This is a genomic window from Erwinia plantamica (assembly GCF_043420595.1).
Taxonomy (GTDB): Bacteria; Pseudomonadota; Gammaproteobacteria; order Enterobacterales; family Enterobacteriaceae; genus Erwinia; species Erwinia aeris.
This window is the reverse complement of sequence record NZ_JBGCUC010000001.1, coordinates 147389-161248: the sequence shown is the minus strand read 5'-3', so window position 1 is coordinate 161248 and position 13860 is coordinate 147389. Positions and strand designations below refer to the sequence as shown.

Annotated in this window: 15 protein-coding genes and 1 pseudogene; 3 read left to right on the top strand and 13 right to left on the bottom strand. The window is 58.4% G+C overall.

What is annotated here, in order from left to right; genetic code table 11:
• Nucleotides 1-9: 9 nt before the first annotated feature.
• Both AB3U87_RS00710 and cls read right to left on the bottom strand, forming a co-directional pair.
• Nucleotides 10-333, bottom strand: coding sequence for an HI1450 family dsDNA-mimic protein (locus AB3U87_RS00710; protein WP_125287737.1), 324 nt, complete (start codon nucleotides 331-333; stop codon nucleotides 10-12).
• Between the two features lie 45 nt (nucleotides 334-378).
• Complete coding sequence (gene cls / locus AB3U87_RS00705) at nucleotides 379-1839, bottom strand: cardiolipin synthase (RefSeq protein WP_253453797.1); 1461 nt, start codon at nucleotides 1837-1839, stop codon at nucleotides 379-381.
• 146 nt (nucleotides 1840-1985) lie between these two features.
• Here cls and AB3U87_RS00700 point away from each other — a divergent pair, with 146 nt between their 5' ends.
• A complete protein-coding gene (locus AB3U87_RS00700; protein WP_125287735.1) occupies nucleotides 1986-2159 on the top strand; it encodes a YciY family protein in 174 nt (57 codons plus the stop codon).
• 70 nt (nucleotides 2160-2229) lie between these two features.
• Here AB3U87_RS00700 and AB3U87_RS00695 read toward each other — a convergent pair whose 3' ends face one another.
• On the bottom strand, nucleotides 2230-2328 hold the full coding sequence (locus AB3U87_RS00695; protein WP_148101246.1) for a YoaK family small membrane protein: 99 nt from the start codon (nucleotides 2326-2328) through the stop codon (nucleotides 2230-2232).
• Between the two features lie 21 nt (nucleotides 2329-2349).
• Nucleotides 2350-2646 (bottom strand): YciI family protein, encoded by a 297-nt coding sequence (locus AB3U87_RS00690; RefSeq protein WP_253453799.1) that lies wholly within the window; start codon nucleotides 2644-2646, stop codon nucleotides 2350-2352.
• A 201-nt stretch (nucleotides 2647-2847) separates the two neighbouring features.
• Between AB3U87_RS00690 and tonB the strand changes: the two genes are divergently transcribed.
• Entirely contained in the window at nucleotides 2848-3591 is a 744-nt protein-coding gene (gene tonB, locus AB3U87_RS00685) for a TonB system transport protein TonB (RefSeq protein WP_301251630.1), read from the top strand.
• Between the two features lie 60 nt (nucleotides 3592-3651).
• Here tonB and yciA read toward each other — a convergent pair whose 3' ends face one another.
• The 3 genes from yciA to AB3U87_RS00670 all read right to left on the bottom strand — a co-directional run bounded on the left by yciA (nucleotide 3652) and on the right by AB3U87_RS00670 (nucleotide 5436).
• Nucleotides 3652-4071, bottom strand: coding sequence for an acyl-CoA thioester hydrolase YciA (gene yciA, locus AB3U87_RS00680; protein ID WP_253453803.1), 420 nt, complete (start codon nucleotides 4069-4071; stop codon nucleotides 3652-3654).
• 40 nt (nucleotides 4072-4111) lie between these two features.
• Complete coding sequence (locus AB3U87_RS00675; RefSeq protein WP_253453805.1) at nucleotides 4112-4648, bottom strand: septation protein A; 537 nt, start codon at nucleotides 4646-4648, stop codon at nucleotides 4112-4114.
• Nucleotides 4649-4710: 62 nt separating this feature from the next.
• Nucleotides 4711-5436, bottom strand: coding sequence for a YciC family protein (locus AB3U87_RS00670; RefSeq protein WP_253453807.1), 726 nt, complete (start codon nucleotides 5434-5436; stop codon nucleotides 4711-4713).
• A 349-nt stretch (nucleotides 5437-5785) separates the two neighbouring features.
• Here AB3U87_RS00670 and ompW point away from each other — a divergent pair, with 349 nt between their 5' ends.
• Entirely contained in the window at nucleotides 5786-6421 is a 636-nt protein-coding gene (gene ompW / locus AB3U87_RS00665) for an outer membrane protein OmpW (protein WP_253453809.1), read from the top strand.
• A gap of 70 nt (nucleotides 6422-6491) precedes the next feature.
• On the opposite strand, the gene AB3U87_RS00660 is transcribed toward ompW, so the two are convergent.
• From AB3U87_RS00660 to AB3U87_RS00635, 6 genes and pseudogenes are all read right to left on the bottom strand, one after another.
• Entirely contained in the window at nucleotides 6492-6806 is a 315-nt protein-coding gene (locus AB3U87_RS00660) for a BON domain-containing protein (protein WP_125287728.1), read from the bottom strand.
• A gap of 270 nt (nucleotides 6807-7076) precedes the next feature.
• On the bottom strand, nucleotides 7077-7883 hold the full coding sequence (trpA, locus tag AB3U87_RS00655) for a tryptophan synthase subunit alpha (protein ID WP_394148078.1): 807 nt from the start codon (nucleotides 7881-7883) through the stop codon (nucleotides 7077-7079).
• A complete protein-coding gene (gene trpB, locus AB3U87_RS00650; protein ID WP_253453812.1) occupies nucleotides 7883-9073 on the bottom strand; it encodes a tryptophan synthase subunit beta in 1191 nt (396 codons plus the stop codon). The genes trpA and trpB overlap by 1 nt, the downstream gene beginning before the upstream one ends.
• 46 nt (nucleotides 9074-9119) lie before the next feature.
• On the bottom strand, nucleotides 9120-10478 hold the full coding sequence (gene trpCF / locus AB3U87_RS00645) for a bifunctional indole-3-glycerol-phosphate synthase TrpC/phosphoribosylanthranilate isomerase TrpF (protein ID WP_253453814.1): 1359 nt from the start codon (nucleotides 10476-10478) through the stop codon (nucleotides 9120-9122).
• 1 nt (nucleotide 10479) lies between these two features.
• A pseudogene (trpD, locus tag AB3U87_RS00640) lies at nucleotides 10480-12070 on the bottom strand (bifunctional anthranilate synthase glutamate amidotransferase component TrpG/anthranilate phosphoribosyltransferase TrpD).
• Nucleotides 12070-13629, bottom strand: a complete 1560-nt coding sequence (locus tag AB3U87_RS00635; RefSeq protein ID WP_394148075.1) for an anthranilate synthase component 1 — start codon at nucleotides 13627-13629, stop codon at nucleotides 12070-12072. Before AB3U87_RS00635 ends, trpD begins: the two are co-directional and overlap by 1 nt.
• Between the last annotated feature and the right edge of the window lie 231 nt (nucleotides 13630-13860).

Genomic DNA, 13860 nt, shown 5'->3' with positions numbered 1-13860 from the left:
GGCTGCGGTTTATTCACGCCACAGAATATGGCAGAGCTTGTGGTCTTTTTCGCGGCACAGCAGGACGCGAGCGAAGATATCGGTCACCGGGTCGCCGTCGTTTTCTCCCAGGCCAATCACCACCTCGGCAAAAAAGTCCGGGTTCAGATCGAAATCCACATGCTCGGCCCAGTCCTCGGCGGGATCGTGCAGCTCTGCACCGCCGCGCTCTTCAAACTGAAGATTAAAGAGCAGGATATCAGCCGGATCGAGATTATCGCCCGCCAGCTCCAGAAAAATATCGTAGGCCTGTTCCAGGGTTTCATCTTCGGTAAGGCGGTTATTTAAATCCATAAAATTTCCCATAATGCCCGTCAGGGCTGTGCAATGCCGCTCGTTTTACAACAGCGGGCTGAAGAAATAAAACAGTCGTTCGACAATCCTCTGCCACCAGGCGCGCCGCGTCCACTGTTTTGCATCCAGCAGCCGCGAACGGGCGATATAATCATCCTGTACGCGCGCCAGATCGCCGCCGAAACCGTCATCATCAATCACCAGCGTAATCTCGAAATTGAGCCACAGGCTGCGCATATCCAGGTTAACCGTGCCGATGAGGCTCAGCTGCCCGTCAACCAGCACGCTTTTGGTATGCAGCAGGCCTTCTTCAAACTGATAAATTCTGACGCCCGCTTCCAGCAGTTCCGCAAAAAAAGCGCGGCTCGCCCAGCCTACCAGCAGTGAATCATTATGTCTTGGCACGATAATGCTCACCTCGACGCCGCGCTGCGCGGCGGTACAGATAGCGTGCAGCAAATCGTCGCTGGGCACGAAATAGGGCGTGGTCATAATCAGCTGCTCGCGCGCCGAATAGACGGCGGTCAGCAGCGCCTGGTGAATCAGATCTTCAGGAAAGCCCGGCCCGGAGGCGATAACCTGAATGGTGTGGCCGCTTTCCTGCTCGAAAGGCATAATAGTGCCGTCCGGCGGCGGCGGCAGAATGCGCTTGCCGGTTTCAATCTCCCAGTCGCAGGAGTAAATGATGCCCATGGTGGTTGCCACCGGGCCTTCCATGCGCGCCATCAGGTCAATCCACTGGCCCACGCCCGCATCCTGTTTAAAAAAGCGCGGATCGACCAGGTTCATGCTGCCGGTATAGGCAATATAGTTATCGATCAGCACCACTTTGCGATGCTGGCGCAGATCCATGCGGCGTAAAAAGACGCGCAGCAGGCTGACTTTCAACGACTCCACGACATCAATGCCCGCGTTGCGCATCATCGCGGGCCAGTCGCTGCGGAAAAACTGCACGCTGCCGGCGGAGTCCAGCATCAGCCGACAGTGAACGCCGCGCCGCGCCGCCGCCATCAGCACTTCCGCCACTTCATCCGCCATGCCGCCGGGCTGCCAGATATAAAACACCATCTCGATATTATGGCGAGCCAGCTGGATATCGCGGATCAGTGCCTGCATCGTATCGTCCGTAGAGGTGAGCAGCTGTAGCTGGTTACCTTTTACCCCGGCGATACCCTGACGGTTTTCACAAAGCTGAAACAGCGAGCGCGCCACGTCGCTGTTATCACGGGCAAAAATATGGTGACAGGATTTCAGATCGTTCAGCCATTTGGCGGTGGAAGGCCACATGGTGCGGGCGCGTTCGGCACGACGCTTCCCCAGATGCAGCTCGCCAAAGGAAAGATAGGCGACGATGCCTACCAGAGGGAGAATATAAATAATCAGCAGCCAGGCCATCGCCGAAGGCACCGCGCGGCGCTTCATCAGAATGCGCAGCGTGACCCCGGCAATCAGCAGCCAGTAACCAAACAGCAGCAGCCAGCTCATTAAAGTATAAAAAGTCGTCATAAAAGCGGAAGTCCTGTTCACCTCTGATTACAGGAGTTTACGTGCAGATCGGAGCGGACGAAACCTTTTCCTCAAGTCATCGGACTTGGCGTAGAGACAGAAGTCTTTATAATGCGGCGCGAGTTTTTGCAAGCGAAGAGGGTAATATGAGACGGAGTAGAAATGAAGTCGCACGCTGGCGCATGTCGCGTCAAATTCAGCGCCGACGGGCGCGCTGGCTGGAAGGGCAGTCGAGACGCTACGGACGGATGCACGCCATTCGCCATCAGCTAAGCCAACAGCAGCGTCGTTCTATTCTGTTTATTACCCAGCTGGTCTGAGCGTAAATACCCGGCCTTGCGCCGGGTTTCTTTTACTGCCTGCGCCTCAGGCGCCCGGCATCCAGGCGCCTCAGGCGCCCGGCATCCAGGCGCCGCTGGCGATAAACCATATCAGCAGCGCCGCGCCTGCTATACCGACCGCGGCCGGGAAAAGATAGCCAATTTTCATCAGGGTTCCAGGCGGAAGGCGTTAAAACGTGCGCTTAAATGGTTTAACGGCAACCTGCTTATACACGCCCGCGGCGATATAAGGATCGTCCTGCGCCCAGGATTGCGCCTCTTCCAGCGACGAGAACTCGGCGATCACGGTAGAGCCGGTAAAGCCCGCCACGCCAGGTTCGTTGCTGTCCACCGCCGGCATCGGCCCGGCGATAATCAGGCGTCCCTCATCCTGTAACAGCTGCAAACGTGCCACATGCGCGGGGCGAACCGCCTGCCGCTTTGTCAGTGAATCCGCATTATCTTCTGCATAAATTACGTAGAGCACGTTAACTCCTGTCCATCGCTAATGATTGGCGATCACGTTAAGGCATCGTTCGCTATTCTGCAAATGAAAGATGCTCTTGCAGGCGCGGCGCGTAAGGCTAACCGATTTTCTGACAAATTCACGCCTGAAAAGAGGCGAGTTGTTGAAACTGATTGCTATTTGCATTTAAACTTACGCCTCAACTTTTACAGCAGAAAGATTATGACGACGCTGACAGAAACTTCATTTCCTCGCCGACTTTCGCTACCGACCCTGCTTTCCGTGGGTCTGCACGCCGTGGTGATTGGCGGAATACTTTATGCTTCTTTTCACCAGACCGTGGAAGTGCCAAAAGCGTCTCAGCCTATCAGCGTCTCTCTGGTCGCGCCGGAAGTGCAGCCGGAGCCACAGCCAGCGCCCCAGCCTGCGCCGCAGCCGGTAGCGGAGCCTGAACCCGAACCTGAACCCGTGCCGGAGCCGGAGCCGCCTAAAGCGGAACCGGTGCCGATCCCGAAACCCGTTCCCAGGCCTAAACCCAAACCTAAGCCTAAAAAGGAAGTGGTGAAGCCGAAGAAAGAGGTGAAGCCGCGCGAGGAGCCTCGCCAGGCCGCGCCGTTGAATAACGATCGTACGGCTACCGCGACCAAACCTTCTACCGCGCCGAAAACATCGGCAGCGCCTTCAACGGCCGTCTCTTCCGGCCCGAAAGCGATGAGCATTGGCAAACCGGCCTATCCGTCACGCGCCTTTGCGCTGCGTCTGGAAGGGCATGTTCGCGTGCAATTTGACGTGGACAGCTCGGGGCAGGTGGGAAATATCCGCATTCTCGAGGCCGAGCCGCGCAATATGTTCGAGCGTGAAGTGAAAAACGCCATGCGTAAGTGGCGCTATGAGGCGGGCAAGCCGGGCAAGGATTTGAAAATGAACGTTGTCTTTAAAATCAACGGCGGCAGCAGCATTGAGTAACGGGTGATGTTGCCCATCATAAAAAAACGGGAGCAAATTTTGCTCCCGTTTTTTATGCCGTTACGCTTCGCTAAAATGGCTTTTTTCCGGTGGCAGCGGTCGCGATTTGCCTTCGCTGTCAACGGCAACGTAGATAAATACCGCTTCGGTGGTACAGTAGCGCTGGCCAATCGGTTCTGAAGACACCTTCTTAATCCAGACTTCTACGTTAATCGTAATCGAGCTGCTGCCGGTACGAATGCAGCGCGCATAACAGCTGACCACGTCACCTACCGCAACCGGCTTCAGAAAGGTCATGCCGTCAGCCCGCACCGTCACCACGCGGCCGCCCGCGATCTCTTTTGCCAGAATGGCGCCGCCCATATCCATTTGCGACATCAGCCAGCCGCCGAAGATATCGCCGTTGGCGTTAGTATCCGCAGGCATAGCCAGCGTGCGCAGCACCATTTCGCCCTCAGGCTGTCGTTGTTCGTCGCTCATTATCTTGCTTCCGCATAAAAACGCCGTATCCGGCGCTGAATTATTTTTCTTCCTGCGGCATCAGGCGATAGATATAGACGCCGCTGAGCAGGGTGAAGAGCAGAGTCAGGCCGGTCAGGCCAAACACTTTAAAGTTAACCCAGAAATCCTGCGGTAGCCAAAAGGCGACGTAGATATTGGCCAGGCCACAGGCCAGAAAGAATATCGCCCAGGCCACGTTCAGCCTGCGCCACGCGGCCTGCGGTAACGTCAGCTCTTTACCCAACATGCTCTGGATCAGCGTCTGTTTCATCCAGAACTGGCTGTAGAGCAGCGCGGCAGAGAACAGCGTGTAGATAACCGTGACTTTCCATTTAATAAATTCGTCATTATGAAAAACCAGCGTCAGCGTGCCGAAAACGGCGACCAGCACAAAAGTGACGATGGTCATCTTCTCCAGCCTGCGATAAAGCAGCCAGCTGGCTACCAGCGCCAGCGCGGTGGCGACGATCAGCGCGCCCGAGGCGACGAAAATATCGTAGAGCTTATAAAAAACGAAAAAGACCACGAGAGGAAGAAAATCGAGTAACTGCTTCATAAGGGCTTCCGGTTATCAGATCAACACATCGGCTGCGCGCCGGTGAAGCGCGCAGCGACTGATTAACGTAACAGCATATACAGGCGGCTGAGGTAAATGATCAGCAGCGCCGAAACGAGATTGCTTAGCGCGTTCAGCAGCACCGAGGTGACGTTGGCCGGCAGCACGGTCAGCGACGAGGCCATCAGCAGCACCAGCACCTTCGCCAGCAGCCAGCCCAGGATAGCGGGCGCCACCACCTTAACATGTCCCCACACCAGCCGAGTGCTGGCGCGCATCGCGGCGAAAATGCCGACTTTTTCCGCCGTCATGATCATCGGCGACAGCGACAGGATGATAGCGAAAATAATGCCGGGCACCATCAACGCCATAAAGCCGAGCTGAATAATCAGCGTCATAAAAAATACCAGCGGCAGCAGTCGCAGCAGCATCGGCGCGGAAGCGCCCATGGCGCGCAGGGCGCTGACGCGCTCGCCGGCGGTAACCATAGGGATCAGGCAGAGCATCGCGCCCAGCAGCAGCGTATTGCCGACCAGCGAGGCAAGCGTACCCGCAGCGGAAGCGTGCAGCAGCAGCTGCTGCTGTTCTGGCGTCATGGTACGGATCCACTCCATCAGGCTCATTGAGCCGCTGTTGCCATCCGCCAGCCCGGAAATATCAGGCGTCAGCGCATGGCCGATCAGTACCGTAATAAAAGAGGTTAACAGCGCGATCAGTACGATGGTAACAAACTGATGGCGAAAGAAATTTCCCGTGTCACGGTATAACGAAGCCGCCGTGAATGACATGTACACTCCTTGAGAGCCGAATTTAGCGATCCGGCGATTGTACATGGTCTTAAGCCAACCTGGCACCCTGGCTTACACAACTTTCGCTTTGGCGATTTCTCGTGCCGTCTGACGTACACCGCCTGCACGCTTCATATAACACTATCTGGCCAATAAACCCGCATCAGATCACTTTTTAACTTAATTTTTCTTTATGAAATAAAGGTGGTTTTGATCCAGATCAATTTTTAGTGGATTTGCCGTTTATTGTGTTTCTGTGAGGGTGATCTTTCTGAAAATAAAGATAAAATCAGCGCATTAAAAATAAGGGTGACAATTTGCGCTTTTTTCTATGTACACAGGAGTGATTATGAAAATTTCAGTATTGGCCTTGCTGGTCGCGGCCTGCGCGCCGGTAGCCGCTTCGGCACATCAGGCCGGCGATTTCTTTATGCGTGCGGGTTCCGCGACCGTGCGTCCAACCGGCGGCTCGGATAACGTCCTGGGACTGGGCGAATTCGACATCAACAACAATACCCAGCTGGGCCTGACGTTTACCTATATGCTGACCGATCACGTCGGCGTTGAGCTGCTGGGCGCCACGCCGTTCCGTCACAAGGTCGGGCTGGCCTCTACCGGCACGCTGGCTACCGTGCATCAGCTGCCGCCAACGCTGATGGCGCAGTGGTATTTCATGGATAACAACAGCAAGCTGCAGCCCTATGCCGGTATCGGCGTGAACTACACCATGTTTTATGACACCGATTTTAACCAGACCGGCCGCGATGCGGGCCTGAGCAACCTGAGCGTAAAAAACAGCTGGGGCGTGGCGGGCCAGGTCGGCCTGGACTATCAGCTAACGCCGCAGTGGATGCTGAACGCCTCGCTGTGGTACATGGATATTAATACCAAAGTGCGCTTTGACGCGGCGGGCGCAGGCCGCCAGAGTATCGACACCCATATCAACCCGTTCGTGTTCTTCTTTGGCGCGGGTTACCGCTTCTGATCGCCGCCGTCAGACAGCAAAAAGGCGCATACGCTGCGCCTTTTGTCGATCCTGTTACGCCCGAAAAGCGTTATTTGATCTGCATATTATTTACTACGGACTTCACGCCTTTCACGCTGCGGGTCACCTGCACGGCACGGCTGGCCATCTGGGCCGAGCTGACGAAACCGCTGAGCTGTACGCGACCCTTAAAGGTTTCCACGTTGATTTCACGGGACTTCAGCGCTTCATCGTTCAGCAGCTGCGTTTTAACTTTGGTGGTGATGACGGTGTCGTCAATATAGCCGCCTGTGCCTTCCTGCTTTGCCGTTGGCGCGCAGGCGCTAACTGAAACAGCCACAACGGCTGCGATAACCATACCCGTCAACATTTTAAACAGCTTCATGGTAAATCTCCCTGTTATTTCCGAATGGCCTGGGCCGTGATTACAGATTCGCTCTGTAAAAGAAGCGTAGACCTGGGCGGCGAATTTTCCACAAAACAGCGCAAAAAGAGCGTGTTACTTGTTTACGGGGCGGTAAAGCGGCTGCCTGAGGCTACGCGGCTGGCCTGCTCTCGATCGGGCGGGCGTAACGGCTCAGCAATCACGACTGAGCCGCAAAAATAATAAAAGTACAGGAGGGGCAAAGCCCTGCCAGAGCGACAGGGCGGACGGTTAGCGCGTGGCGGCCTTCAGCTTCGCGACGAAAGCTTCCAGCTCGGCCAGCATCGTGGCCGGTTCATTGTGATGACGCTCGATGATTTTGACGATAGCGGAGCCGGAAATCGCACCCGCTGCGCCAGCGGCAAGCGCCTCCTTCACCTGAGACGGTTCAGAAATCCCGAAGCCCTGTAGCGGCGGCGCGGCGTGGTATTCGGTCAGCTTGTCCACCAGATGATGCAATGACTGGCTGACGCCACGGCTTTCCATGCCGGTTACGCCCGCGCGGGAAAGCAGATAGGTATAGCCGCGCCCGTGTGAAGCGATCTCGCGCAGCAGATCGTCGCTGGCGTTCGGCGGGCAAATAAAGATCGGCGCAACATTATGCCGCATTGCCGACTGGCGGAACGGCGCGGACTCTTCGACCGGCACGTCTGCAATCAGCACGGAATCCACGCCCGCCTGCTGGCAGCGCGCATAAAAGTTGTCGATGCCGTTGGCGAAGACCAGGTTGGCGTACATCAGCAGCCCGATCGGGATGGTCGGATGCTTCTGGCGGACGGCGGCCAGCAGCTCAAAGCAGTGGCTGGGCGTCACGCCGGCGGCAAAGGCGCGCAGCGTGGCGTTCTGGATGGTCGGGCCGTCGGCCAGCGGATCGGAGAAGGGGATCCCCAGCTCCAGCGCGTCGGCGCCGCCCGCGATCAGCGCATCGATAATTTGCAGCGACAGCTCGGGCGTGGGATCGCCCAGGGTGACGAAAGGCACAAAGGCGCCTTCCTTACGCGCGTTCAGCCGCTGAAAAAGCTGGTCATAACGTTCCATCAGATCTCTCCCTTCGCTGTCAGAATCTCGTGCACGGTGAAAATATCTTTATCGCCGCGGCCGGACAGGTTCACCACCAGCAGCTGCTCTTTTTCCGGCGCTTCACGCATCATTTTCAGGGCGTGAGCCAGCGCGTGGGAAGACTCCAGCGCGGGAATAATGCCTTCGCTGCGGCAAAGGGTTTTAAACGCGTCCAGCGCTTCGTCATCGGTAATGGAAACGTAGTCGGCGCGGCCGATGCTGTTCAGATGCGCGTGCTGCGGCCCCACGGAAGGGAAATCCAGACCGGCGGAAATCGAATAGGACTCCTCAATCTGACCCTCTTCCGTCTGCATCATCGGCGCTTTCATGCCGAAATAGATGCCGACGCGGCCATGCTTCAGCGGCGCGCCGTGCTCGCCGGTTTCAATACCGTGACCGGCAGGCTCCACGCCAATCAGCCCGACGGAAGCCTCGTCGATAAAGTCCGCGAACATGCCGATAGCGTTGGAGCCGCCGCCCACGCAGGCGATAATCGCATCCGGCAGGCGGCCTTCCTGCTCCTGGATCTGCACTTTAGTTTCTTCACCGATCATGCGCTGGAATTCGCGCACTATAGTCGGGAAAGGATGCGGGCCCGCCGCCGTGCCTAACATATAGTGGGCGTTTTCATAGCTGCCCGACCAGTCGCGCAGCGCCTCGTTACAGGCATCTTTCAGCGTGGCGGAGCCGCTGTGCACTGGGATCACCTCTGCGCCCATCAGCTTCATGCGGAACACGTTGGGCGACTGGCGCTCAATATCCTTGGCGCCCATATAGATGCGGCACTTCAGACCCAGCAGGGCGCTGGCGAGCGCCGAAGCGACGCCGTGCTGGCCCGCACCGGTTTCCGCGATAATTTCGGTTTTGCCCATGCGCTTCGCCAGCAGCGCCTGGCCCAGCACCTGATTGGTTTTGTGCGCGCCGCCGTGCAGCAGATCTTCACGCTTCAGGTAAAGACGGGTTTTGGTGCCTTTGGTCAGGTTCTTACACAGCGTCAGCGCAGTGGGGCGACCGGCGTAATTTTTCAGCAGGCCGAGGAATTCCGCCTGAAACTCAGGATCGCGCTGGGCGCTGACAAAGGCCTCTTCCAGCTGTTGCAGCGCGGGCATCAGGATCTGCGGCACGTACATACCGCCGAACTCGCCAAACCAGGGATTTAATAAAGTCATTTCGCTTCCTTATTCGCAGTTGCGCCGCCGTAGCGACGCCAGACGGTCAGTAGGCTCTCAGCGTTTGAAACACCGAGGCGATTTTGTCCGCATCCTTCAGGCCGGGTGCACTTTCGACGCCGGAGTTAAAATCCAGGCCGGCGCAGCCAAGTCGGGCGGCGCTGACGCAGTTGTCGGCGCCCAGGCCGCCCGCCAGCAGCACGTTATCCAGCTTTTCGCCTTCCAGCAGTGCCCAGTCGAAACGGTTGCCGGTGCCGCCGCTGCCGTTGTCAAAGACGTAGCGATCGACGTGCGGCCAGTCGCGGGCAGGCAGCGCGGAACGAATGCTGAACGCCTTCCAGATTTTTACCTCATCCGGCAGCTGACGGCGTAGCTCGGCGACAAAATCCCGATCTTCATCACCATGCAGCTGTACGGCAGAAAGGCCCAGCTCGCGGCTGATAGTGACAACGTCACTAAGGGAGTTGTTACGGAACACGCCGACGTATTTCAGCGCGCCGCCCGCCATCACCGTTTTCGCCTGCTCCGGCGTCACTTTGCGTGGCGAGCCTTCGGCGAAAATCAGGCCGCCGTAGACCGCCCCGGCTTCCAGCGCGCTCCGCGCATCCCCGGCGCGGGTCAGGCCGCACACTTTGTTATCGCCAATAATGACCCGACGCACGGCGGCGGAAAGATCCGCCTCCGACATCAGGGCGGAGCCGATTAAAAAGCCGTTGGCGAAGTGGCTCAGCTCGCGAACCTGAGCATAGTTATTGATGCCTGATTCGCTGATCACCGTTACGCCATGGGCAACTTTAGGCGCAAGACGACGCGTGCGGTCGAGATCGATAGAGAGATCGCGCAGGTCACGGTTATTGATGCCAACCACTTTGGCGCCCAGCGCGGTGGCGCGAGCCAGCTCTTCGTCGCTGATCACCTCAGTCAGTACGCCCATATTCAGGCTGTGCGCCACGGCGGCCAGCTGGCGATACTGCTCGTCATTCACTACGGAAAGCATCAGCAGGATCGCGTCTGCCTGGTAGTAGCGCGCCAGATAAATTTGATACGGATCGATAATAAAATCTTTGCACAGCACGGGCTGGGTAATGGCGGCGCTGACCACCGGCAGAAAATCGAAGCTGCCCTGGAAATATTTTTCGTCGGTCAGTACCGAAACGGCCGAAGCGTGGTCTTTATAAACGCCCGCAATGGCGGCCGGATCGAAATCTTCCCGGATCACGCCTTTTGAGGGCGAGGCCTTTTTGCATTCCAGAATAAAAACGGTTCTGGCGCCTGACAGCGCATGATAAAAGCTGCGGGTCGCCGGTTCGATCTCGTTCTGAAACGAGGCCAGCGGCTGGCGCTGCTGGCGCTCGGCCAGCCAAATCGCCTTATCCTGCACAATTTTGTTCAGTACGGTTTCCATATTATCCTCTTGCTGCCAGCGCGACCACGCGCTCATAGGCCTGGCCGCTGCGGATCGCTTTCAGCGCCTTTTGCGCATTTTCCCGTAAGTCTTCCTGGCCGAAAATCTTCAGCAGCAGCGCGACGTTAACGGCCACGGCCTCTTCGTGCGCCTGCTCGCCTTTACCCTGGAGCAATCGCGTCAGAATGTCACGGTTTTCTTCCGGCGAGCCGCCCGCCAGCGCCTCCTGGGGATGATAGCTCAGGCCAAAATCTTCTGGCGTCAGCTGATAGCTGGTGATTTCGCCGTCACGCAGCTCCGCCACCTGCGTCGTGCTGTGCAGCGCCACTTCGTCCATGCCGCCGCCGTGCACCACCGCCGCGCGCTGATAGCCCAGCACTTTCAGCGTCTGGGCAATCGGCAGCACCAGCTCCGGGCTGTAAACGCCGATCACCGCCAGCGGCGGCCGCGCCGGGTTGATTAGCGGGCCAAGCACGTTGAACAGCGTGCGGGTCTTCAGCTGCTGGCGCACCGGCATCGCGTGGCGGAACCCGGTATGGTACTGCGGCGCAAACAGGAAGCAGACGTTAAGATCGTCCAGCGCCTGGCGCGCCTGTTCGGCTGGCATAGCCAGATTGATGCCGAATGCTGCCAGCAGATCGGAAGATCCGGATTTGCTGGAGACGCTGCGGTTGCCATGTTTTGCCACCTTCAGCCCGCAGGCCGCCGCCACAAAGGCGCTGGCGGTAGAAATATTGATACTGTTGCTACCGTCGCCGCCGGTGCCGACGATATCGGCAAAGGCGTACTCCGGGCGCGGAAAGGGTTTGGCGTCCGCCAGCAGCGCCGTGGCGGCCCCGGCGATCTCTTCAGGCCGTTCGCCGCGGATCTTCATGGCGATCAGCGCGCCGGCCAGCTGGGTTGGCTCCAGCTGTCCGGTGACAATGGCGGAGAACAGCTGGTGGCTCTCGTCGCGGGTCAGGGTCTGCGCCTGGTACAGTTTTTCCAGTATTGCGTTCATCATGCTCTCCTTATTTCGCCAGCGCCCAGGCCAGGGTCTGCTCCAGCAGGCGTGCGCCCTGACTGGTCAGAATCGATTCCGGGTGAAACTGGAAACCGCAGACGCGGTCGGCCTCGTGACGCACCGCCATCACCATGCCGTTAAAAGTCGCGTTAATTGTTAGCTCAATCGGTACGTTGCTGCCGACCAGCGAGTGGTAGCGTGCCACGGGCAGCGGATTGCTCAGCCCGGCGAACATGGCCGACTCGTCATGGGCGATGGCTGAGGCTTTACCGTGCAGGATCTCGCCCGCCTGGCCGACGTGGCCGCCGTAGGCTTCCACAATTGCCTGATGGCCCAGGCAGATCCCGATAATCGGCAGCTGTCCGCGCAGGCGCCGCAGCAGTTCCGGCATACAGCCCGCATCGGACGGCGCGCCAGGGCCTGGCGACAGCAGCAGCACCGGATTGTCCATCTCCTGCAAACGGGCGATCAGCGTGTCGGCAGGCACGTTATTGCGGTAGATCACTACGTTATGACCGAAAGCGCGCACCTGGTCGACGAGGTTCCAGGTAAAAGAGTCGATATTGTCGAGCAGCAGAATATCAGCCATCAGAAAATCTCCTTGCAATGATGGGCAGTGGCGATGGCGCGCAGCACCGCGCGGGCTTTATTGCGGCTCTCATCGGCTTCCGCCTGCGGGTTGGAATCCAGCACCACGCCCGCGCCGGCCTGAACGGTAGCGACGCCGTCCTCGACGTAGGCTGAGCGGATCACGATGCAGGTATCCAGATCGCCGCTGGCGGTAAAGTAGCCGACCGCGCCGCCGTAGCTGCCGCGCCGGGTGCCTTCCGCCTCGGCGATCAGGCGCATGGCGCGAACTTTCGGCGCGCCGCTCAGCGTGCCCATATTCATACAGGCGCGGTAGGCATGCAGCACATCCAGATCCTCACGCAGTTTGCCTACCACGCGGGAAACCAGGTGCATCACAAAAGAGTAGCGGTCGACCTTGGTTAAATCGGCCACGTAGCGGCTGCCCGGCTCGCAGATGCGCGCCAGATCGTTACGCGCCAGGTCGACCAGCATCAGGTGCTCGGCCAGTTCTTTATGGTCGGTACGCATTTCCAGCTCGATACGGCTGTCGAGATCGCGATCCAGCGAGCCGTCGGCATGACGACCGCGCGGGCGGGTTCCGGCAATCGGATAAATTTCGATCTGGCGGCTGTCGGCCGAATACTTCAGCGAGCTTTCCGGCGAGGCGCCGAACAGGCTGAAATCCTGATCCTGCATAAAAAACATATAGGGGCTGGGGTTGCTGTTCTTCAGCGTGTCGTAGGCGGCCAGCGGCGACGGGCAGGGCAGCGAGAAGCGGCGCGACGGCACCACCTGGAAGATTTCGCCGCTGCGGATGGCTTCCTGCATCTTGCGCACCACGGCGCAATACTCTTCGTCGTTCTGGCTGACGGCAAGCGACATTGTCTCCAGCGGCTGCACCGGAATAGCGGACGCGGGCTGCAGCATCTGGCCGTGCAGCTGTTCGATACGGCGCTGCAGGCGTAAAAATTCGCCGGGCGCTGCCGTAAACAGGCTGGCCTGTAAGCGTGCGCTCTGGCTCTGATGGTCGATCACCAGTAACGTTTCGGCCAGATAAAAGCAGTAATCGGGACAGCGCTGGTCGTTGTCCAGCCCGGGCAGATCTTCAAATCCTGCCACCAGGTCGTAAGCGAACAGGCCGCCAAGCAGCATCGCCTCGCGCTCGTCCGCCGGGCTTTTCAGCAAATGCGGGATCAGGCGCAGCGCGTCGAACACCGACAGCGTCTTCAGACGGGAATCCTCATCCTGCACCGCATTATCCTGCGGAAAACGCAGCTCGCGGCCGTCGGGACGTACGGTATTGATAACCGACTCCGGCAGCGCGGCATCCAGCAGCGGCAGCAGCGCGCGGCCATTCTCCGACAGCGCCTGGACGGTAATGGTATCGTCCAGCGCCTTAATGCGCAGCGCGCTGTCGATAATCAGCAGGCTTTTCAGGTTGCGTTTGCTGTCAATGTCCGCCGACTCCAGCAGCAGCGTAGCGGGACGCGCGCCGCAGAGCTGGTGGAAGAGCGCGGCCGGATCCTCACGGTAGGGCGCGGCGCCGGTAATCAACTTCACTGTAGTTTGCGTTTGCATAAGGTCAGTTCTCAAATTTGGCTAAAAAAAAGGCCCGCTTGCGGCGGGCCTGGGTAGCGTTACAGCGACAGCTGCGTGCACGACTTCTCCGCCCGTTCAGGAAGAAGTACGCCACCAGCCGTTCGTTGTCATTGTGTTTTTCATTTTTCGCTACCTTGTGTGTGAACTTGCGTACTAGTTAACTGGTTCGTGGCGGAAATGTCAATACTCTTTTTCTCTTGCCCGCAATTG